The sequence below is a fragment of the Modicisalibacter ilicicola DSM 19980 genome, assembly GCF_900128925.1.
Lineage (GTDB): Bacteria > Pseudomonadota > Gammaproteobacteria > Pseudomonadales > Halomonadaceae > Modicisalibacter > Modicisalibacter ilicicola.
In genome coordinates, this window is the sequence record NZ_FQUJ01000006.1 from 78,147 (window position 1) to 100,676 (window position 22,530).

Consider the following 22,530-nt stretch of genomic DNA (forward strand, 5'->3'; position numbering starts at 1 on the left):
ACCATGTCCACTATGCGTAATCTGTCTTTCGACGCCATCATCATCGGCGGCGGGGGGTCCGGCTTGCGTGCCGCACTCGAGCTGGCCAAGTCCGGCAAGAAGACAGCCGTACTTTCCAAGGTGTTCCCCACCCGGTCGCACACGGTATCGGCCCAGGGCGGCATCACCTGTGCCATCGCCTCCGCCGACCCCAACGACGACTGGCGCTGGCACATGTACGACACCGTCAAGGGCAGCGACTACATCGCCGACCAGGATGCCGCCGAGTACATGTGTACCGAAGGCCCCAAGGCAGTGTTCGAGCTCGAGCACATGGGGTTGCCCTTCTCGCGTTTCGACAACGGCCGCATCTACCAGCGTCCGTTTGGCGGGCAGTCCAAGAACTTCGGTGAAGGCGGCCAGGCGGCGCGTACCTGCGCAGCCGCCGACCGGACCGGTCACGCGCTGCTGCACACGCTTTATCAGAATAACCTGAAAAACAATACGGTCTTTCTCAACGAGTGGTATGCCATCGACCTGGTCAAGAACGCCCAGGGCGATGTGGTCGGCTGCATCGCGCTGTGCATCGAGACCGGTGAGATCGTGCACGTCAAGTCCAAGGCCACGGTACTGGCCACCGGCGGTGCGGGGCGTATCTTTGCCTCCACCACCAATGCCCTGATCAATACCGGCGACGGCATCGGCATGGCGCTGCGTGCCGGCTTCCCGATGCAGGACATGGAGATGTGGCAGTTCCACCCGACCGGCATCTACGGCGCCGGCACGCTGGTGACCGAAGGCTGTCGTGGCGAGGGCGGCTACCTGATCAACAAGGATGGCGAGCGCTTCATGGAGCGTTACGCGCCCAACGCCAAGGACCTGGCCGGTCGCGACGTGGTCGCGCGCTCCATGGTCATGGAGATGCTCGAGGGCCGCGGCTGCGGCGAGAACGGCGATCACGTGATGCTCAAGCTCGACCACCTGGGCGAGGAGGTGCTGCAGAAGCGCCTGCCCGGTATCGTCGAGCTCTCCAAGACCTTTGCCCACGTGGATCCCGCGAAGGAGCCGATCCCGGTGGTGCCGACCTGTCACTACATGATGGGCGGGATTCCCACCAACGTGCATGGCCAGGCCATCATGCAGGATGGCGACGGCAACGACCAGATCGTCAATGGCCTGTTCGCCTGTGGCGAGGCGGCGTGCGTCTCGGTGCACGGAGCCAATCGCCTGGGTGGCAACTCGCTGCTCGACCTGGTGGTGTTCGGTCGTGCCGCCGGCATGTTCATCGAGGGGGCGCTCAACGAGGGCATCGACTACCTCGCGGCTTCCCAGAGCGACATCGACGCCTCCATGGCGCGTCTCAATCGCTGGAACGAATCCAGTGGCGGCGAGGCCGTGGCGGAGCTCAAGGCGGAACTCCAGGACGTCATGCAGAACGACTTCGGGGTCTTCCGCAAGGAAGAGAACATGCAGAATGGTGTCAGGAAGCTCAGCGACCTGCGCGAGCGCATCGCCAACGCCCATCTGAGCGACAAGTCCAACACCTTCAACACGGCGCGAGTCGAGGCGCTGGAACTCGACAACCTGCTAGAAGTGGCCGAGGCCACCGCCATCTCGGCGCTCGAACGCAAGGAAAGCCGCGGTGCGCATTCCCGTTACGACTATCCGGACCGTGACGACGTCAACTGGCTCAAGCACTCCATCTACTTCCCGGTCGAGAAGAGGCTGGGCAAGCGCGATGTGAACTTCACGCCCAAGACCGTCGATACCTTCGAGCCGAAAGTCCGGACCTATTGAGGAAGAATGCCCATGCTTCAGGTATCCATATACCGCTACAACCCGGAGACCGACTCCGCCCCCTACATGCAAGAGTTTCAGGTGGATACGCAGGGCCGTGACCTGATGGTCCTCAACGTCCTGGAGCTCATCAAGCAGCAGGACAGCTCGATGGCCTACCGTCGCAGCTGTCGCGAGGGCGTGTGCGGCTCCGATGGCATGAATATCAACGGCACCAATGGTCTGGCCTGCGTCACTCCCTTGTCCGACGTGGTCAAGAGCAACAAGCTGGTACTGCGTCCCTTGCCCGGCCTGCCCGTCGTTCGCGACCTGGTGGTCGACATGGGGATCTTCTACAAGCAGTACGAGCGCATTCAGCCGTACCTGCAGAACGATACCACCCCGCCGGCCATCGAGCGTCTCCAGTCGCCCGAGGAGCGCGATAAGCTCGACGGACTCTACGAGTGCATCCTGTGCGCCTGCTGCTCGACGGCCTGCCCGTCGTTCTGGTGGAACCCGGACAAGTTCGTGGGACCGGCCGGACTGCTTCAAGCTTATCGCTTCCTGGCCGATAGTCGGGATACCGCGGCCCGGGAGCGTCTCGCCGAGCTCGAGGACCCGTTCAGCGTGTTCCGTTGCCGCGGCATCATGAATTGCGTGGCCGTCTGCCCGAAGGGGCTCAATCCGACCCGCGCGATCGGTAAAATTCGCGAGCTGTTGCTGGAGAATGCCACTTAAATCGTGGCCCGCAGCTTGCTATCATGGGCGCCTCTTTCACTGCGGCCAAATGCCGCGAAAGGGAAAGACCCAAGCGCCAAGAGCCGGTGCCCTGGTGCACCGGCTCTTGACGATTACCGCCACGCCGTCGAGGACGAGGCATCGTCCTGGTGGCAGGGTAAGGGTGTCGTCGATGCGAACTCGTACCTGGCGACGACAATGCCCCATCAGTGCAGGGTGACCGAGTGATGCAAGAAGGCATAATGGAGTTGATGTGGCGCACTTCTCATGTGAGTGGAGGCAACGCCCACTATGTGGAAGCGCTTTACGAACAGTATCTGGTTGATCCCAATGCGGTTCCTGATGAATGGCGTAGTTATTTCGACAAGTTGCCGCGTCCGGAAGGGAGCCCCACCCACGACGTTCCCCTGAGCCCGATCCGCGAACAGTTCTACCAGCTGGCCCGCAACCGGCGTAACGGTCAGGCTGCCGAGAGTGCCGACAGCGGCGAGAACAAGAAGCAGGTCAAGGTTCTTCAGCTGATCAATGCCTATCGCTTCCGCGGCCATCAGAAGGCCGATATCGATCCTCTCGATCTGCGCAATCCTGTCCCGGTACCCGATCTCGATCTCTCCTTCCACCAGCTGTCGAAAGCCGACATGGATACCGAGTTCCAGACCGGCTCCCTCTTTCTGGGCAAGGACAAGGCGACCCTCAAGGAAATCGTCGAGGCGCTGGAGCGGACCTACTGCCGCAGCATCGGCTGCGAGTTCATGCACATCGTCGATACCGAGGAAAAGCGCTGGCTGCAGCAGCGTTTCGAGTCGGTGCGCTCCAGCCCCAAGTTCAGCGACGACGTGCGCAAGCATGTCATGGAGCGTCTGACCGCGGCCGAGGGCCTGGAAAACTACCTGGCCTCCAAGTATCCCGGCACCAAGCGCTTCGGCCTCGAGGGCGGTGAGAACTTCATCCCGATGATGGATGAGATCATCCAGCGGGCCGGCGGCTACGGCACCAAGGAAGTGGTGATCGGCATGGCCCACCGCGGCCGTCTCAACCTGCTGGTCAACATCCTTGGCAAGAGCCCCTCGGAGTTGATCGAGGAGTTCGATGGCAAGAAGGTCATCGAGTCGGGCTCCGGCGACGTCAAGTATCACCAGGGTTTCAGCTCCAATGTCATGACCCCGGGGGGGGAGGTGCACCTGGCGCTGGCGTTCAACCCGTCGCATCTCGAGATTGTTTCGCCGGTGGTCGAGGGGTCCGTTCGCGCGCGTCAGGATCGCCGCGAGGATGCCGAGGGCGACAAGGTCCTGCCGATCAATGTGCATGGCGATGCCGCCTTCGCGGGCCAGGGCGTGGTCATGGAGACCTTCCAGATGTCCCAGACCCGGGCCTACCGGACCGGGGGCACGGTGCACATCGTCATCAACAACCAGGTCGGTTTCACTACCTCGCACCCCGAGGACACGCGCTCCACGGAGTACTGCACCGATATCGCCAAGATGGTTCAGGCTCCGATCTTCCACGTCAACGGCGATGACGCCGATGCGGTACTGCACGCGACCCAGGTGGCCATCGACTATCGCCAGCAGTTTCACAAGGACGTGGTCATCGACATCGTCTGCTATCGTCGCCGCGGCCACAACGAGGCCGACGAGCCTTCCGGCACCCAGCCGATGATGTACAGCAAGATCAAGAAGCACAAGAGCGCTCGCGAGCTCTATGCGGATCGCTTGATCAAGGAGGGCGTGATCGACGAAGAGACCGCCAAGGCCATGATCGAAAAGTACCGCGAGGATCTGCTGGCCGGCAATCATGTGGCCGATGCCCTGGTCAAGGAGCCCAACAAGGGCCTTTTCGTCGACTGGACCCCCTACCTTGGTCATGAATGGACCGGCGATGCGGATACCTCCATCGACATGAAGCGCATGCAGCAGCTTGCCGCGCGCATGTGCGAGATCCCGGATGGCGTCCAGGTTCAGCGCCAGGTCGCCAAGATCTACGAGGACCGCCGCAAGATGCAGGCCGGCGGCATGGCCGTGAACTGGGGGTTCGCCGAGACCCTGGCCTATGCGACCCTGCTCGACCAGGGGCACCCGGTGCGTCTGACCGGTCAGGATTCGGGGCGAGGCACCTTCTCCCACCGCCACGCCGTGATCCACAACCAGAAGGATGGCACCACCTACGTGCCGCTGGAGCATATTCGCGAGGGCCAGCCACGCTTCACCATCCACGACTCCTTCCTGTCGGAGGAGGCGGTGCTGGCCTTCGAGTACGGCTATGCGACGACCATGCCCAATGCGCTGATCATCTGGGAGGCCCAGTTCGGCGACTTCTTCAACGGCGCTCAGGTGGTGGTCGACCAGTTCATCTCCTCCGGTGAGTCGAAATGGGCCCGCCTGTGTGGTCTGACCCTGCTGCTGCCCCACGGGTACGAAGGCCAAGGGCCCGAGCACTCCTCGGCGCGCCTCGAGCGCTTCCTGCAGCTGTGTGCCGAGCACAACATGCAGGTCTGCGTACCGACCACCCCGGCACAGATATTCCACCTGCTGCGTCGCCAGGTGATCCGCCCGATTCGCAAGCCCTTGATCGTGATGTCGCCCAAGAGCCTGCTGCGCCACAAGGAGGCCACCTCGAGCCTCGAGCAGCTGGCACAAGGGCGGTTCGAGATGGTGCTGGCGGATCAGGGCAAGCTTGCGGCCGAGAAGGTCAAGCGCGTGGTGCTGTGCGCGGGCAAGGTCTACTACGACCTGGCCGCCTATCGCAGCGAGAAGGAGCGTGACGACACCGCCGTGGTACGCGTCGAGCAGCTCTATCCGTTTCCCAAGGAGGAGCTCCATGAAGCACTCAAGGGCTACGCCAACCTGGAGCAGATCGTGTGGTGCCAGGAAGAGCCTCTCAATCAGGGGGCCTGGTACCAGAGCCAGCACCATCTGCGGGTGGTGGCCGACATGCTGTCCGAGGGCCTGGGTCGGGAGCTCAAGTTTGCAGGTCGCCCGGCCTCTGCGGCCCCCGCGGCCGGCTACATGTCCGTCCATGTCGAGCAGCAGCGCCAATTGGTCGAAGACGCCTTCAACGCCTGAGGCATTCCACCGGGACGAAAGAACACATTAAGGAAAGGAAATGGCTACCGAGATCAAAGCGCCCAGTTTTCCAGAATCCATCAACGAGGGGACCGTCGCTACCTGGCACAAGAAGCCCGGTGACAGTGTCGATCGTGACGAACTGATCGTCGAGATCGAGACCGACAAGGTGGTTCTCGAGGTCGTGGCACCAGAGGCGGGCACGGTATCCGAGATCAAGGTCGAAGAGGGCGACACCTGCGAGTCGGAACAGGTGCTCGGCATGCTGGGTGACGCGGAAGAGGGTGGCGCCGATAAGGAGCAGGATGACGCCGAGAAGGCATCGCCGCAGGATGACGAGGACGAATCCAGCGGCGACGATGACGCCGCCGAGGATGACAAGGCCGAAGAGAAAGAGTCGGAAGAGAAGGCGGAAAAGAAGCCCGCCGAGTCTGCTGGCTCCGGCAAGAAATATGACGTGAAGGCGCCATCCTTCCCCGAATCCGTTCAGGAGGGCACGGTCTCGACCTGGCACAAGAAGGTCGGGGAGTCGGTCAAGCGCGACGAGGTGCTGGCCGACATCGAAACCGACAAGGTGGTGCTGGAAGTCGTGGCGCCGGCCGATGGCGCGCTTGCCGAGATCAAGGTCGAGGAGGGCGAGCAGGTTGAATCCGAGGCCCTGCTGGCCATCTTCGCCGAAGGCGGGGGTGGAGAAGGCGAGTCCGAAGGCGACTCCGACAAGCAGCCGTCGTCCAAGCCGAAGGGCGACAGCAAGGAGAATGACGACAAGCAGGACGAGGATGACGCCAAGCTGGGCGAAAAGATCGTCGCCCCGGCGGCCCGCAAGATGATCGCCGAGCACAACCTCGACGCCAGCAAGATAGAGGGCACCGGCAAGGGCGGGCGCATCCTGAAGGAGGATGTGCAAAAGGCCGTCTCCCGGGGCGACGCCAAGAAAGCCGCCGAGTCCAAGGCGCCTGCAAGCAAGGCGCCCGCGAGTGGCGGCGGCAGCGATACCACCAAGGCAGCCGCCCAGGCGGCACCGGAAGTGGAAGGAGAGCGTCCCGAAAAGCGTGTACCGATGAGTCGCCTGCGCCAGACCATCGCCAAGCGCCTGGTTCAGGCCCAGCAGACGGCGGCGATGCTCACCACCTACAACGAGGTGGACATGACCGCGGTCATGAACCTGCGCGCCCAATACAAGGAGACCTTCCAGAAGGCGCACGACATCAAGCTCGGCTTCATGGGCTTCTTCGTCAAGGCGGCCTCTGAGGCTCTCAAGCGCTTCCCCGATGTGAATGCCTCAATCGATGGCACCGACATCGTCTATCATGGCTACCAGGATATCGGTGTGGCCGTGTCCACGGACCGGGGGCTGGTCGTGCCGGTGCTGCGCGATACCGATAGCATGAAGATTGCCGATGTGGAGAAGACCATCGTCGACTTCGGCAAGCGTGCGCGGGATGGCAAGCTGGGCATCGACGAAATGCAGGGCGGTACCTTTACCATCACCAATGGCGGGATCTTCGGCTCGTTGATGTCGACGCCCATCATCAACCCGCCTCAGACGGCGATCCTGGGCATGCACAAGATTCAGGAGCGCCCGATGGCGGTAGATGGGAAGGTCGAGATCCGGCCGATGATGTACCTGGCCGTGTCCTACGATCACCGCATGATCGACGGCAAGGATGCGGTGCAGTTCCTGGTCACGATCAAGGAACTGCTCGAAGATCCGGCACGTCTGTTGCTCGACGTGTGATGCGCCGCCAAGCCAATTAGACCAAACAGGAAGAGTTCATGGCCGAAAAATACGATGTGATCGTCATTGGCGCGGGCCCCGGAGGCTACGTCGCTGCCATTCGTGCTGCCCAGATGGGTCTCAAGACCGCCTGTGTCGAGAAATGGGTCAACAAGAAAGGCAAGACCGTGCATGGCGGAACCTGCCTGAATGTGGGCTGCATTCCCTCCAAGGCACTCCTGGAGGCGTCGCACAAGTATGTCGAAGCCAAGCACGATTTCGCGGATATCGGCATCGAGACCGGTGACGTCAAGATGGACGTCAAGAAGATGATGGCCCGCAAGGACAAGATCGTCTCCAACCTGACCGGTGGCATCTCCAGCCTGTTCAAGGCCAACGGTGTCACGCCCCTGGAAGGCACCGGCAAGGTGCTCGCCAAGGGCAAGGTCGAGGTAGCCGACAAGGAAGGCAAGAAGGCCACCTATGAGGCCGACAACATCGTCATCGCCACGGGGTCGGTGCCGGTGGAGATTCCCCCCACGCCGCTGACCGAAGGCCTGATCGTCGATTCCACCGGCGCCCTGGAGTTCGAGGAGGCCCCCAAGCGTCTCGGCGTGATCGGGGCGGGGGTCATCGGCCTCGAACTGGGCAGCGTCTGGAATCGCCTGGGTAGCGAGGTCACCATGCTCGAGGCCATGGACACCTTCCTGCCCATGGTCGACAAGGACGTGGCCAAGGAGACCCAGAAACTGCTGACCAAGCAAGGGCTCGACATCAAGATGGGGGCTCGGGTCACCGGTTCCGACGTCAAGGACAACGAAGTCACGATCCAGTACACCGACAGCAAGGGTGAGCAGGAGCAGACCTTCGACAAGGTGATCGTCTGCGTCGGTCGTCGCCCCTACACCAAGGGCGTGCTCGACGACGATGCCGGGGTCAAGCTGGACGAGCGGGGCTTCATCTTCGTCGACGATCACTGCCGTACCAGCGTGCCGGGCGTCTACGCCATCGGCGATGCGGTGCGTGGCCAGATGCTGGCGCACAAGGCTTCGGAAGAGGGCATCATGGTGGCGGATATCATCGCCGGTCATAAGGCCGAGATGAACTACGACGCCATCCCCTGCGTCATCTACACGGCGCCGGAAGTCGCCTGGGTGGGGATGAACGAGCAGGAGGCCAAGTCCGAGGGCATCGAGGTCAAGAGCGGCACCTTCTCGTTTGCCGCCAGCGGCCGCGCGATGGCCAACAACGCCACCGAAGGGTTGGCCAAGGTCATTGCCGACGCGGAAACCGACCGCATCCTCGGGGTGCATATCGTCGGGCAGCATGCCGGCGAGCTGATCGCTCAAGGGGTCATCGCGATGGAATTCGGTTCCAGTGCGGAAGACCTGGCGCTGACCTGCTATGCCCACCCGACCGTCTCCGAGGTCGTGCACGAGGCAGCCCTGGCGGTGGAAGGCCACGCCATCCACATGGCCAATCGCAAGAAACGCAAGTAACAAGAATACCGGCAGGAATCACCGGAAAGGAAAGAAGCGCCAGTTACTCAGAGGCGCATCGCTCGTCCTGGAGAGCCCCTCTGCAAGCAACCTCGCAGCGGCGCTCCGGGCGGGCGAAGGGGATGGCCAGGGCAGGCTGAAAGGTCTTGCTCTCGGTCATCGTTCGAGTCACATGCAACCAATGGCATGACACGATGAACCTTCACGAATATCAGAGCAAGCAGCTGTTTGCCGACTATGGCCTGCCCGTTTCCAAGGGCTTTGCCGTCGACTCCGCCAAAGAGGCGGCCGAGGCATGCAAGAAGATTGGCGGCAATACCTGGGTCGTCAAGGCCCAGGTCCATGCCGGCGGGCGCGGCAAGGCCGGCGGCGTCAAGCTCGTCAAGGATCCCGCCGAGGCCAAGGCGTTCGCCGAGCAGTGGCTGGGCAAGAACCTGGTGACCTTCCAGACCGACGAGAAGGGCCAGCCGGTCTCCAAGATCCTGGTCGAGACCTGCACCGACATCGCCAACGAGCTCTACCTGGGTGCCGTCGTGGACCGCGCCACTCGTCGTGTGGTGTTCATGGCGTCCACCGAGGGCGGTGTCGAGATCGAGAAGGTCGCCGAGGAAACCCCCGAGAAGATTCTCAAGGCGGAAATCGATCCGCTGGTCGGCGCACAGCCGTACCAGGCGCGGGAACTGGCCTTCGCGCTGGGTCTTAAGGGCGATCAGATCAAGCAGTTCACCAAGATCTTCCTGGGGCTGTCCAAGATGTTCCAGGACAAGGACCTGGCGCTGCTGGAGATCAACCCGCTGGTGATCACCGAGCAGGGCAATCTTCACTGCCTCGATGCCAAGATCAATCTCGACGGTAACGCGCTCTATCGTCATCCGGACCTGCAGGCCATGCGCGACCCTTCCCAGGAGGACGAGCGCGAGTCCAACGCCCAGAAGTGGGACCTCAACTACGTCGCCCTGGATGGCAACATCGGCTGCATGGTCAACGGTGCCGGTCTCGCCATGGGCACCATGGACATCATCAAGCTCAATGGCGGCCAGCCGGCGAACTTCCTCGATGTCGGCGGTGGCGCTACCAAGGAGCGCGTCGCGGAAGCCTTCAAGATCATCCTGTCGGACACCTCCGTGAAGGCCGTTCTTGTCAATATCTTCGGTGGCATCGTGCGTTGCGACATGATCGCCGAGGGCATCATCGGTGCGGTGGAACAGGTCGGCGTCAACGTGCCGGTCGTGGTGCGCCTGGAGGGCAACAACGCCGAGCTGGGGGCCGAGAAGCTGGCATCCAGTGGTCTGAATATCATCGCGGCTACCAGCCTGTCTGACGCTGCGCAGCAGGTGGTCAAAGCGGCGGAGGGCAAGTAATGAGTATCCTGATCGACAAGAGCACCAAGGTCATCTGCCAGGGCTTCACGGGGAGCCAGGGCACCTTTCACTCCGAACAGGCCATCGCCTACGGCACCCAGATGGTCGGCGGCGTGACGCCGGGCAAGGGGGGTCAGGAACACCTGGGCCTGCCGGTATTCAATACCGTCAAGGAAGCCGTCGAGAAGACCGGCGCCGAGGCCTCGGTGATCTACGTGCCGGCACCGTTCTGCAAGGATTCGATCCTCGAGGCCGCCAATGCCGGCATCAAGCTGATCGTGTGCATCACCGAAGGCATTCCGACCCTGGACATGCTCGACGCCAAGGTCAAGTGCGACGAGCTGGGTGTGCGCCTGATCGGTCCGAACTGCCCGGGGGTCATCACGCCGGACGAGTGCAAGATCGGCATCATGCCGGGGCATATCCACAAGGCGGGGCGCGTGGGCATCGTCTCCCGTTCCGGCACCCTGACCTACGAGGCGGTCAAGCAGACCACCGACCATGGCTTCGGTCAGTCCACCTGCGTGGGGATCGGCGGTGACCCGATCCCGGGATCCAACTTCATCGACATTCTCGAGCTGTTCGAGAAGGACCCGAAGACCGAGGCGATCGTCATGATCGGCGAGATCGGGGGCACTGCCGAGGAAGAGGCCGCGGCCTACATCAAGGAACACGTCTCCAAGCCCGTGGTCGCCTATATCGCCGGGGTCACCGCGCCTCCCGGCAAGCGCATGGGTCACGCCGGCGCCATCATCGCCGGTGGCAAGGGAACCGCGGACGAGAAGTTTGCCGCCCTCGAAGAGGCGGGCGTCAAGACGGTTCGTTCCCTGGCGGAAATCGGCGATGCCCTCAAGCAGGCGACAGGCTGGTAAGTCGCTGCGCACCGCTCGAGAAAACGAAGAAGGCACCCGCGGGGTGCCTTCTTTGGATCTGAACTTTTATTATCCCATCAGACTATCGACGGCCTGGGCACTCGTGCCGATCAGTTGGGTATCGAGGGCGCTACCGTCGGCATCCCGTACGGAAAAATCGCTCGGAAGCGCCTTGTCGTCACCATAGGCCTTGTAGGAAAAACGCCAGGTTTCCCCGGCTTCCAGAGTGTTGGAATTATTGTCGGTGAGCCGGTAGCCGTCATCGTCCTCGATGATCCGAGCATTCCACACCCTGTCGATGTCATCGGGCAGGTCGAACTGGATTTCAGGGTCGACGATGTCGCTGTCCGAGGTGTTCTTTATGACGACCTGAGCGACATAGCCGGTGGACCAGCCGCTGATCTTCGAGCTGGCCACTGCAACGCCGGCATCCGGGTCGGCTTCTTCGGAAGCGCTCGATCCCTCGCCGAGAATATCGGAAGGGCTGGGACGATCCAGTGCACTGCCATCCCGAATGTCCTTCGAGTCGGTATCGAGCACGGTACCATCGCCAAAGACGATTTCCTCGATGTTGTCCAGGGTATCCTTCTGGCGCTTGTCGTCGGTGACGTAGATCTTGCCGTTCTTGAACGATATGTCGAAGGTGTCGTAATCCTCGGTGTAACGCACGATGTCGTCGCCGTCACCGCCATCGAGAATGTCGTTGCCATCGATCCAGCTGTTGCCTGGGCCGCCCTGCAGGATATCGTCGCCCTTGCCACCGGTCAGGGTGTCGTTCCCCAGGCCGCCGTTGAGATAGACGCCATCGTCGGTGCCCTCGATCACGTCATCGCGCCGGGTACCGATGAGGTAATCGAAGGTCACCTCGTTGGCATCGGCATCGGTGATGGCGCCGAAGCTTTCGCCGCCGGAGTTGACCCACAGTGCCGGCGAGAGCTTGTCGGCGTCGCCATCGCGGATGGATTTTTCCACATGGACGGTGTTGCCATGGTCCCGTCCGCCATGGAAGTTGATGTCCCGGTCGGTGGACGCCACATGGATGTCATTGTCGACGGAAGAACGCCAGGACGCGAACAGCAGGCCATGGCGCATGCCGCTGTCCTCGAGGTTGGCGAACTTGCCGTCGTAGCTTTCATGCAACTCGTAGGCGTAGCCGTTGCCGCCGCTGCCCTTGTTGAAGGCGCCCTTGGCCTCGATGTTGTCCACGTCGCTATCCAGGGTCTTGGAGAAACGAAATGCGGTCGAGGGGCTATCGACGACGCGAATATCGGAAAGCTCACTGTCGACGGTACCATCGAGGGAGAGCGCCTGATACTTGGTGAGTTCCGACATGGTGTTCTTGAAGACGCTCGGGTCGGGATCGTCGGGCTCGAAGTCGATGGTGAAACCCTTGAGGGTGACGTCGTCCACCGTTTCGAGAAGCTCGACCTGGGTATCGCCGGCATCGAAATCGAAATGCACGCCGCGGTCCAGCTTGATGCTCTTGCCATCGACGGATTCCACCTTGGCCATGCTGGTACGCAGCTCGGCATACTGTACCTTGCGCCAGGAGGTGTCGCCGATCTCTTCGAAGAAATCGTCGTCGTTGTCCTGCCAGATCCGCACCGTGTCACCCACCTTCAGGTCGTGGTCCCGATCCAGTTTCAGGGTGCTGGAGCCTTCATCGACGCTCGAGGCGAGCCGGCCCATGTCCCAATTCTCGCTACCATCCAGGCGCAGCCCGTAGTCGTCGTTGCGATCGAGGGCCGTGTCGCTGAAGGTGAGGGTGGTCTTGCTCGAGCCGGCGCCAATCAGGGAGATATCGGACCGAGAAATGGTGACCGAATCATTGAGCGTGTAATTTCCCGATGACAGCTGGATGGTGGCGCCCGCCGGCGCATCATTGATGATCTTCTCGAGTTCCTCGGCGCTGGTTCCGGTGCCGACGCGGATCTCTTTGTCACTACTCATGCCCTGTCTCCAGTAACAGTGCGGCACAATGCGAAGGGTAAGGTTGTGCCTGATATCATTGAATGCTCATGTTTTTCAGAGATTCTGCGTACGAGATCGCGCGAGGCTGTCGCGGATCGAAACCTGCCTTCTTTGTGCCGCTCCCTGGAGTGAAGGCGAAGCCGCTGCGGATGCTACCCAGCAACCGAAGTCGTTGGCAATAGGCGGCTTTTTCATGAAAGGTGAGGTTTTGATATGGCGCTCATCATTATGGACAAAATGAGATTTTTAACCTTTTATAGATTACTGAAATAATTGAATTTTAACCCTGGTTAAACGAATAGAGTAATGCTTGAAAAGTGCTGAAACACCGCTTGGTGTTACAAATTAATTAATAAAAAATCATAAAATAACGCGCAAAGAGGGGCCGCAATCGACAGTGCTCGGCCATGCACGAGTCGCGGTGGGGGAGAGCATGCAAAAAAACGGCGAACCCGGGCAGTGCCCGACGTTCGCCGTGAAGAAGACGGATGGGGTTAGAGCGCGGGGCGGGCGACCAGCGAGCGGGTATCCTCGCGTGCCTCGGTGAGCACTACCTGGATGGCGTCGCCGAGCTTGTAACGCTCTTCGCCGTCGACGCGCACGCGGCCTTCCTTGTCGTCGATGACCACCTTGTCGCGATCGCTGTGCAGCAGGGGAGCGGGAACGAAGACGGTCGCGCCGTTGGCGACGAGGCGCGCGCGCAGGCCGCCCCGATTGATATTGATGATCTCGGCCTCGAACGCCTGCTGGGCCTCGGCGGCCGGGGTCAGGTAGCGCACGTAGAGCCAGTCCTTGACGTCACGCTCGGCCATGCGATTGAGCTTGCGGCGCTCGGTGAGCTGCTCGGTCAGTGACTGGCTGGCTTCGGCCGGTGCCTGCTCGTTCTTGAGCACGCGCTTGATGAGTCGATGATTGACCATGTCGCCGTACTTGCGGATCGGCGACGTCCAGGTCGCATAGGCGGCAAGCCCCAGGCCGAAGTGGGGGCCGGGTTGAGCCGACATGCTGGTATAGCCCTGGAAGCGGCGGAGCCGCGCGTCCAGCCAGGCGTCGTTGCGCGCTTCCAGCTCACGCTTGAGTTCCCGATAGCGTGGCAGTTCGAGCAGTGCCTCGCGCGGGACCTCGATCTCCTGGGCGGTGAGAAACTCCAGCGCCGCATCGGCCTTCTCGGGTTCGAAGGCCCGGTGCACGTTGAAGATGCCGTGGCCGATCCTGGCGGACAGCAGGTCGGCGCAGCAGGCGTTGGCGGCGATCATCGACTCCTCGATCATGCGATTGGCGATGCGGCGCTCCTCGATACGTACATCGAGCACGTTGCCGGCATCGTCCAGATCGAAGACGTAATCCGGACGATCCTTGCCCACCAGGGCATGCTTGGCACGCCAGGCGGCGCGCGCCTCGGTCAAGGCAGCCAGGGCCTGGAGCTGTTCGGCGACGAGGCTCTCCGGCCGCCAGTCGCCCTTGCCCTCGAGCCAGTCCGACACCGAGTCGTAGACCAGTCGTGCGTGGGAGCGCATGGTGGCGGCCAGGAAATGGTAGTCGCCGAGATTGCCATCGGCATCGATGTCCAATTCGCAGACCAGCGCAGGGCGCTCCTGGCCTTCCCTGAGCGAGCACAGGTCGTCGGCCAGGGCTTCCGGCAGCATGGTCACGTTCTGGCCGGGGAGATAGACGGTGAAGGCCCGGGTTCGCGCTTCCAGGTCGATGGCATGACCCTCGGCGACATAGGCGGTGGGGTCGGCGATCGCCACGCTCAATCGCCAGCCGCCCTCCGGGCGCGATTGGACATAGAGGGCGTCGTCCATGTCCCGGGTCGTGTCGCTGTCGATGGTGAAGAAGGGGAGTGAGGTCAGATCCCGGCGCTCCAGACCTTCGTCGGCCAGGGCCCAGTCTTCCCTGGCCTGGGGCGAGGCCTGCTCCAGTGCATGGCGCGCCAAGGTCACCCGCCAGGGCACCGCCGGATCGTCGCTCTTGGCGATCAATTCATCGATCTGGCTGAAGAAGGCGCGATCGTCGGGCTTGAGCGGGTGGCGCACCAGGCGTGCGACGACCCAGTCGCCATCGCCGATGCTGTCCTCATCGAGACTGCGCTTGATACGCGCCTTGAGCGCATTGTTGATCAGGGGATGATCGGGGATCACTGCCAGACGCCCGTCACGCTTCTGGACCCGGGCGATGAAGCGGTCCAGCCCCGCCTCCAGGAGTGTCTCGGGCTCGACGGATGTCTTGTCACCCTCTTCCTTGAGGACCGCCTCGACCCGGTCGCCGTGCAGGACCCGCTTCATGGCGGGCGGGGGCACGAAGTAGGACTCGCCTTTGTCGGTTTCGAGAAAGCCGAAACCACGATCGGTGCCCTTGATGACACCTTCCACGCGAGGGGTGGTTTCACGGATCTGTTGCTTGAGCTGCGCCAGCAGCGCGTTGTTCTGCAGCATGAGGACGTCGTCATGGTTGGCGAGAATAGGGCGCTACTATACGGATTCGGATCGCCGTCGCCAATCATGATGGCTATGGTGTAGTCGATAGCCGTCGGCGGGAGGCTCCCCCGACGTTTCCTCATGTTACAAGGATGTCCTATGCCGGAAGCAAGCGAAGGTCGCTCCAGCGACTACAGTCGTCGTGTCTGGATCGCCGTGGGTGCCGGAACAACCATGGCCGTCCTGCTGATCGGGCTATGGTTCAGCCTGGGTGTCCTGCTGATGGTCTTCGCCGGATTGCTGCTGGCCACGCTGTTTTCGCTGCCGGCGAATTGGTTGCATCGGCATACCTTTCTGTCACGGCGGCTTTCCCTGGTGATCGTGCTGGTCACCTCCGTCATGGCGTTGATCACCTTCGGCCTGAATTTTGCCTTGAATCTGGGCCAACAGTTCGAGCGGCTGGCCGAGGTGCTGCCCGGCTCTATCGAGGGGCTGGAAGGCTGGGCAAGGGGGCATCCCATGGGGGCCTGGATGGCCGATCGCGTCGAGCAGATACCACCACCCAGCGAAGCCCTGGGGAGCTGGTCATCGCGAATTTCATCGATGTTCTCGACGACCCTCGATGCGCTGCTGAATCTGCTCGTCGTGTTGTTGATCGGACTGTTCATCGCCTTCGAGCCCGACCTGTACAAGCGGGGGGTGCTTCGGCTCATCGTCCCCGCCAGGCGTCATGCCGTCGCCGATTTCCTGAGGCTCGTCGAGCGCAAGATGGCCTGGTGGTTGCTGGGCCGGTTGGTGTCGATGACCATCATCGGGCTTCTGTCGGGGGGCGGCCTGTGGCTGCTGGGCATTCCCATGGCCTTTTCCCTGGGCCTGCTGGCGGGCCTGCTGTCGTTCATTCCCTATCTGGGGCCGTTGCTGTCTGCGGTGCCTGCCCTCCTGGTGGCCTTTTCCCAGGACCCTACGTCGATGCTGCATGTCGCCGTGCTCTATCTGGGGATCCAGTTCCTGGAGAGCTATCTGGTGACGCCGCTCGTGCAGCGCGAGGCCGTCAGCATTCCACCGGGGCTGCTGCTCGTGGTGCAGCTCTGGCTGGGACTCTATGTCGGGTTGCTGGGACTGTTGCTGGCGGAGCCGCTCATCGTGCTGGGCATGCTGGCGGTTCGACGTTTCTACGTGGAGGGCTGGCTCGAGAAAAGGGCAATGTCGCGAGAAAGGCAGCCCGAAGAAGGAGGCTGAACGACGTCAGCCTCCCGCCCCGGACCGGATGTTTCAATGCACCGTGATCACGCTGCACTGCGCGGTATGCGACACCCGGTGGGAGACGCTGCCGATGATCAGCCCGGTGATGTTGCTCAGGCCGCGGCTGCCCATGAAGATGGCGTCGGCACCGATTTTCTTGGCCTCCTCGACGATGATCCGGGCAGGATCGCCTTGGCGAAGGGTGCCCTCGACATCGGTCATGCCGCGTTCGGCGGCTGCCTGCTTGGCAGCGTCCAGCGATTTTCGCCCGGCCCGCTCGAGCTCTTCCTGTGAGGCATCGATGGACACGGCGGCCATGCCCCATACCAGCATGGTATCTCGGGCAAGGCGTTCAGGAATGTGCAGGATATGCAGGGTGGCATTATCGATGCGTGCTATCTTGCAGGCCAGATCCAGCGCCTTCAGGGCGCTTTCCGAGCCATCCACGGGCACCAGAATCTTCTTGAACATGACGCTTCTCCTTTCATTGGTATCATCGCTGGAACCATTGTTGAGTGTAATACGCCGATTCTCTCGGCGCCGTGATTCGGGTCAAGGGGATGGCCCCCGCCTGCCTTCTGGCGAGGCGGGCGTTTCCAGACGCCTGAGTCGTTGCCAGAGCTCGCTGCGTAGATCCGCCATGCGTGGCGCCTGTCCCTCGGCGAACGGAAGGGGGCGGGTCAGGCGCAGGGCACGCAGGCCGAGGCGTGCCGATAACAGCCCGATACCAAGCCCCTGGCCGGCCCGGGTCGACAGCTTGCCGGCCAGGTTCATCGAGAACAGGTCCATGCTGGTCTCGGCGGCCATCTCGCTGGCTCCGGCGAAGGCCATGTTGGACAGTACGTTGCGAAACAGGCGAAGGCGACTGGCGTAGCCTAGCTCGAGGCCGTAGAGGGCGGCGATGCGATCCAGCATCGCCAGGTTGCGCCAGGTCACCAGCATCATGTCGATCAGTGTCAAGGGGCTGATTGCCACCATGACCGCAGTCTCGCTCGACATGCGCGAGATCAGGCGCCGGGCTTCTCGATCCCGCGGGGCGAGCAGGTGATGTGCCAGCAACTGGCGGGTCTCGGCCGCATCGTGATGCGGCTGATGCGCCTGAAGGAAGGACTGCCAGTGCGGGTGATCCTCGTCCAGGCCCATCTGCTTGCGGAGCTGTTCGGCCAGCCGCTTGGCCCCGCGGTCGGCGCCCCTGTCCAGCTGTTCGAGACGCTGACGAAGGGCGGCGTGTCGGCGCAGGCGACGCAACCGCCACAGTTCCCGCATCAAGGCCATGCCCCCCAGCCCCAGGGCCAGCAGCCCGAGCAGGCTCCAGGCGCCACCGAGCAGATCACCGCCCAGCGTCGCCAGATAGATGGTTTCGCCCATCTCCAGGATGCCCAGAGACAAGGTGCCGCCCAGCAAGGCGAGCAGGCCCCAGCGACGCTTGCGAGGGCGGGCCAGGCTGCGTGTCAGGGCCTCGTCCGTCTCTTCGGGGGGGCGTTCGTCCTCCACCGGCGTCGAGCTCAGCTCGACGGCGTAGTGCTCGGCAGGGCGAGGATCGAACCCGACGGACGTCTCGGGCTCCTCCAGGGTGAAGCGTCGAGGTGGGCGCGGGTCGTTCATGTCAGCTTGTCTCCGATCAGCCAGTCGAGGGCGGCGTCCATGCGGATGTGGGGGAGCCCTTCGCCACGGGCATCCCGGGAAAGGGGGCGAAAGGCCTGAAAGGCAAAGCCCTGCCGTGCCCAGAAATCGTGCCGGGGAAGGCGAGGGGGCACCTCGCCGGGAAACATGAGTGTCTCTTCGCCCTTCAGGGTCATCCCCCGCAGGACGGTCTCGTGCTTGCCCTGGTGCTTCACTGCTTGCACCTGAGTGGCACGAATCGAGGCCAGGGATAAGGCGCTCAGCGGAACATCGGCGAAGCGCAGGTCCTTGATCGGCTCGGCCAGCAGCGCCTCGAGCAGGGCCACCAGATTGGCATGCTGTTCCGGCGTCACGTGGTCCGCCTTGGTGGCGGCGATGGCCAGGCGGTCGATGCGTGGCGAGAAGAGCCGCGAGAGCAGGCTGCGCTGACCGTAATCGAAGCTTTGCATCAGCGTGGCCAGGGCCCGGGAAAGGTCCTCGAAACGCTCGGGACCGGCATTGAGCGCGCCGAGCACATCGACCAGCACGATCTGCCGGTCGAAGCGGCGAAAATGCTCGCGGTAGAAGGGCTTGACCACATGCTGCCGATAATGGTCGAAGCGCCGGGCCAGGGTCTGGTAGATGCTCTGCTCGGGAAGCGCCTCGAGACGCCGGCGATCGTCTTCGTCGAGCCCCGGAAGCGGAAAGAACTGCAGCACGGGGGCGCCTTCCAGGTCGCCGGGCAGCAGGAAGCGCCCGGGCTGCAGATCGGAGAAGCCTTCTTCCCGGGCGCTGCGCAGGCCCTCGGCGTAGCGCTCGGCAATGGCGGCGAGTTCGGCTTCGTCGGCATCGGCTGCCGGGTCGAGCCGGTCGACGGCCTCGAGCCAATCCTTGGCCAAGGCGCGGCGCTCGGGGCTCAGGGTTGCCTGCTGGCGTCGGCTCCAGCTGAGGTAGTCGTGTTCCAGCAGGGGAAGGTCCAGCAACCACTCGCCAGGGTAGTCGAAAAGATCCAGCGTCAAGGTGGCGCTGTCGCTGCCCAGGCCCTTGAACAGGCCGTTGCGCTCCGGGCGGTAGCGGATATGCAGGCGTAATTCGCTGATGCCCCGAGTCGGTTCGGGCCAGCGCGGCGGCGTGGCCTCGAGGGCCGCCATGGCCTGGTCGTACGGAAAACGCGGCACCCCCAGGTCCTTCTGGGCGACACGCTGGGCGCCCAGCAGGCGTCCGTCCCGGGCCGCCGGCAGAAGATCCAGGCGAGCCTCGAGCCCGGCATGGCGCAGCTGATAGACCAGAGAGGTAAGGAAGGCCGTCTTGCCGGCCCGGGAGAGGCCGGTGACCGCCAGGCGTAGCTGGCGATCCCGGCCCCGTTCGATGAGATTGTTGAGTTCGCGTGCCAGGGTCCGGCGCATGGAGCCAATGTTCCTGTTCCGAATCGAAATTCAGTGTCTAATCTGCGGGCGATGCGCGTCCTTGGCAAGCCATTGCCAGAGAAGTGCAACGAGAGGCAGCAGCGACAAGGGCAGCAACAGCGCATTGAGCCCTGCCCAGCCCAGGTAGGCCTCGAGCGGTCCGGCGAGCAGCGCCGTCACGCCCACCGTCGAGAAGATCAGGAATTCGTTGGCGGCCTGGGTGCGTGCCTTTTCCGCCGGCCGGTAGGTTTCGGTCAGCAGTCCCGTGGCGGGCAGGAAGGTGAAGCTCCAGCCCAGCCCCAGCAGGATCAGTGCCGTGTAGTAACCCGGCAGGCTGGTATCGAACTGGACGACGATCCCGCAGCCGGTCAGCATCAGGCAACCCAGCACGATGACCGGTCTCGGTCCCATTCGAGCCGTCAGCCACCCCGTGAAGAACGCAGGCAGATACATGGCCAGCACGTGCCACTGAATGGTGGTGGCGACGTGATCGAAATGGAAGCCTTCTCGCTCCATCGCCAACGGGGTGGCCGTCATGGCCAGGTTCATTACTCCATAGCCGATCAGGCCGGTGAGTACCGCGATGATGAAGGCGGGCTGGCGCATGATCGCTGCCATTGGGCGTGCCGGCCCGTCGCTGTGGGTCGCTTGGGGTGGCGGCAAGCGCAGCAGCAGCAGAATCACGAGCGCCAGCAGGTAGAGCATCCCCAGGCCCAGGAAGCTGCCGAGAAACGGGGTATCGACAAGTGCGCGGCTGGCGCGGGCCAGCCAGGGGCCGAAGAACGCCGCCAGTACCCCACCACCCATCACCAGGCCGATGGCACGGTCGCGCTGTTCCGGTGCGGCGGCTTCCACTGCGGCGAAGCGATACAGCATGCCGAAACCGATACCGATGCCAAGCAGCCAGGTGCTCAGCATGAAGAGAAGGAATTGCTCGTTGATCAGGGCCAGGCTCGCGACGCCGACGCCACCGAGCCCGACCAGGTTGCCGAGCACGAAGCCCCGCTTGCGGCCCAGCCGCGCCATGATCAGCGAGGCGGGAATGGTGGCGCACATCAGCCCGAGCCATTGCATGGCCACCGGCGCGGTGGCCCAGCCGGCCCCCGGAGCAAGCTTGGCCCCGATCAGCGGCGACACGGCCACCAGCAGGATGTTGCCGCTGACCAGCAGGGCCTGACACAGCGACAAGAGTATGACGGTCACGGGCACGAACGGCTTCCCCGGGCGAAGGCGGATCAGCCGGCGAAGGCAATATAGATCGCAACCACCAGGATCACCAGCACGATGCCGGCGGGTATCGCTCCCTTCCAGGGGGTGAGATCGACCTCGCCGCTGTCCTCGTGGACCCAGGCGGTGGCGCGGGGGCGCAACTTGCCCAGCAGCAGCATCATCGCCACGAGAAGCACGAAGACCAGGGCCACGAAGTGGAAATCATGGATGACATCCAACAGCCCGGTGAAAGGCGGCACGAAATAGACCAGGCCGATGATGGCACAGCCGCCGACCAGCGCGAGCTTGGCGGCGACGGGCGGCACCCGCTTGGTGAGCAGGCCCACCAGCACCACGGCGAGGATGGGGATGAAGTACATGGCGTTCATCTTCTGCAGATAGCCGAACAGGCTCTCCTGACCGGCCAGCAGGGGGGCGATGGTCATCGAGGCGGCGGCCAGGATCCAGCCGAAGATCTTGCCCGTGCGAACCACCTGCTCCTCGCTGGCGTTCTTGTTGAGCACCTCCCTGTAGAGCCCCAGGCTGAACAGGGTGGTGGTGCTGTTCAGGGCCGAGTTGAAGGAGGAGAGAATGGCGCCGACCATCACCGCGGCGAAGAAGCCGGTCAGGTAGGGCGGCAGCACGTTGAACACCAGGTGGCCATAGGCCTCGTCGGCACGAATGCCGTCATTGGCATAGAGCTGATAGGCGATAATGCCCGGCAGCACCAGATACAGCGGGCCGAGCAGCTTGAACAGGCCGGTCAACAGCACGCCCTTCTGTCCCTCGGCGAGATTCTTGGCGGCGAAGGTCCGCTGGATGATCTGCTGGTTGGTGGTCCAGTAGAAGAGGTTGATCAGGAAAACGCCGGTGAACAGCGTGGCGAAGGGCACCTGCTGGTCCTCGCCGCCGATGGAGTCGAGCTTGTCGGGATTGCTCTGCTTGAGGGTTTCCCAACCGGCGAGGATCCCGCCATCGTCGCTCACTGCCTGCAAGCCGAAGTAGACGATGACGAAGCCGCCGACCAGCAGGCCGACACCATTGAGAGTGTCCGAGACCGCGACGGTGCGCAGCCCGCCGAACAGGGCGTAGACCGAACCGATCAGGCCGACCACCCACACCGTTCCCCAGAGTAGGGCGGTGTCCGACTGGATGCCGGTCAGCCCCTGCAGGTCGAGCATGCCCTGCAGGCCCACGGCGCCGGAATACAGGATGATCGGCAACAGGATCACCGCGTAGGCGATCAGGAAGATGATGTTGCAGATCAGCTGGGTCGTTTCGTCGAAGCGGATCCTCAGCAGTTGCGGCACGGTGGCGATGCCACTGCGCAGAAAGCGCGGCAGGAAGAACAGTGCCAGGGCGACCAGGGCGATGACCGCGACGACCTCCCAGGCCATCACGCTTAGCCCGTCGGTGAAGGCGGCGCCATTGAGCCCCACCATCTGCTCGGTGGAAAGGTTGGTCATCAAGAGCGACCCCGCGATCAGCGGGAAGGTCAGGCTGCGTCCGGCGAGAAAGTAGCCGCGGGTACTGTGGTGGTCGTCGCGTCGCGTGATGAGCCAGGTGATCAGGGCGACCAGCCCTGTGAAGAACAGAAACGAGGCTAGGGTAAGGGCATGCATGGGTAGACGTCCTTGTGAGTTCTTGTCGGCGTAGGAACCAGTCCTACAGCATATCGA

General features: G+C 63.0%; 15 protein-coding genes. 8 read left to right on the top strand and 7 right to left on the bottom strand.

The window, feature by feature from the left end; translation table 11 throughout:
- The first annotated feature begins 3 nt into the window (after window positions 1-3).
- From sdhA to sucD, 7 genes are all read left to right on the top strand, one after another.
- Window positions 4-1,776, top strand: coding sequence for a succinate dehydrogenase flavoprotein subunit (sdhA, locus tag BUA41_RS07945; RefSeq protein ID WP_072821529.1), 1,773 nt, complete (start codon window positions 4-6; stop codon window positions 1,774-1,776).
- A 6-nt stretch (window positions 1,777-1,782) separates the two neighbouring features.
- A complete protein-coding gene (locus BUA41_RS07950) occupies window positions 1,783-2,493 on the top strand; it encodes a succinate dehydrogenase iron-sulfur subunit (protein WP_072821531.1) in 711 nt (236 codons plus the stop codon).
- A gap of 227 nt (window positions 2,494-2,720) precedes the next feature.
- Window positions 2,721-5,555: a 2-oxoglutarate dehydrogenase E1 component gene (locus tag BUA41_RS07955; protein ID WP_072821534.1), complete on the top strand. Its 2,835-nt coding sequence runs from the start codon at window positions 2,721-2,723 to the stop codon at window positions 5,553-5,555.
- Window positions 5,556-5,595: 40 nt separating this feature from the next.
- On the top strand, window positions 5,596-7,293 hold the full coding sequence (odhB, locus tag BUA41_RS07960; protein WP_072821537.1) for a 2-oxoglutarate dehydrogenase complex dihydrolipoyllysine-residue succinyltransferase: 1,698 nt from the start codon (window positions 5,596-5,598) through the stop codon (window positions 7,291-7,293).
- Window positions 7,294-7,331: 38 nt separating this feature from the next.
- Window positions 7,332-8,771 carry a dihydrolipoyl dehydrogenase gene (lpdA, locus tag BUA41_RS07965; protein ID WP_072821539.1) on the top strand — a complete coding sequence of 480 codons (1,440 nt, stop codon included), beginning with the start codon at window positions 7,332-7,334 and terminating at the stop codon, window positions 8,769-8,771.
- A 194-nt stretch (window positions 8,772-8,965) separates the two neighbouring features.
- Window positions 8,966-10,132 (top strand): ADP-forming succinate--CoA ligase subunit beta, encoded by a 1,167-nt coding sequence (gene sucC, locus BUA41_RS07970; protein ID WP_072821541.1) that lies wholly within the window; start codon window positions 8,966-8,968, stop codon window positions 10,130-10,132.
- Entirely contained in the window at window positions 10,132-11,004 is an 873-nt protein-coding gene (sucD, locus tag BUA41_RS07975; RefSeq protein WP_072821543.1) for a succinate--CoA ligase subunit alpha, read from the top strand. The genes sucC and sucD overlap by 1 nt, the downstream gene beginning before the upstream one ends.
- Before the next feature lie 69 nt (window positions 11,005-11,073).
- Here sucD and BUA41_RS19595 read toward each other — a convergent pair whose 3' ends face one another.
- Both BUA41_RS19595 and BUA41_RS07985 read right to left on the bottom strand, forming a co-directional pair.
- Complete coding sequence (locus BUA41_RS19595) at window positions 11,074-12,954, bottom strand: cellulose binding domain-containing protein (protein WP_072821545.1); 1,881 nt, start codon at window positions 12,952-12,954, stop codon at window positions 11,074-11,076.
- 515 nt (window positions 12,955-13,469) lie between these two features.
- The gene (locus tag BUA41_RS07985; RefSeq protein WP_072821547.1) at window positions 13,470-15,410 is read right to left on the bottom strand and encodes an exoribonuclease II; all 1,941 of its coding nucleotides are present in this window, start codon (window positions 15,408-15,410) and stop codon (window positions 13,470-13,472) included.
- Between the two features lie 141 nt (window positions 15,411-15,551).
- On the opposite strand from BUA41_RS07985, the gene BUA41_RS07990 reads away from it, so the two are divergent.
- A complete protein-coding gene (locus BUA41_RS07990; RefSeq protein ID WP_072821549.1) occupies window positions 15,552-16,631 on the top strand; it encodes an AI-2E family transporter in 1,080 nt (359 codons plus the stop codon).
- Window positions 16,632-16,664: 33 nt separating this feature from the next.
- Here the strand turns inward: BUA41_RS07990 and BUA41_RS07995 are convergent, their stop codons facing one another.
- The 5 genes from BUA41_RS07995 to BUA41_RS08015 all read right to left on the bottom strand — a co-directional run bounded on the left by BUA41_RS07995 (window position 16,665) and on the right by BUA41_RS08015 (window position 22,473).
- Complete coding sequence (locus tag BUA41_RS07995; protein ID WP_072821552.1) at window positions 16,665-17,105, bottom strand: universal stress protein; 441 nt, start codon at window positions 17,103-17,105, stop codon at window positions 16,665-16,667.
- A gap of 81 nt (window positions 17,106-17,186) precedes the next feature.
- Complete coding sequence (locus BUA41_RS08000) at window positions 17,187-18,239, bottom strand: TIGR01620 family protein (protein ID WP_072821554.1); 1,053 nt, start codon at window positions 18,237-18,239, stop codon at window positions 17,187-17,189.
- On the bottom strand, window positions 18,236-19,642 hold the full coding sequence (locus tag BUA41_RS08005; protein ID WP_072821556.1) for a YcjX family GTP-binding protein: 1,407 nt from the start codon (window positions 19,640-19,642) through the stop codon (window positions 18,236-18,238). The genes BUA41_RS08000 and BUA41_RS08005 overlap by 4 nt, the downstream gene beginning before the upstream one ends.
- 30 nt (window positions 19,643-19,672) lie before the next feature.
- Window positions 19,673-20,851, bottom strand: coding sequence for an MFS transporter (locus BUA41_RS08010; RefSeq protein WP_072821558.1), 1,179 nt, complete (start codon window positions 20,849-20,851; stop codon window positions 19,673-19,675).
- A gap of 26 nt (window positions 20,852-20,877) precedes the next feature.
- Window positions 20,878-22,473: a solute:sodium symporter family transporter gene (locus BUA41_RS08015; RefSeq protein ID WP_072821560.1), complete on the bottom strand. Its 1,596-nt coding sequence runs from the start codon at window positions 22,471-22,473 to the stop codon at window positions 20,878-20,880.
- Window positions 22,474-22,530: the final 57 nt, after the last annotated feature.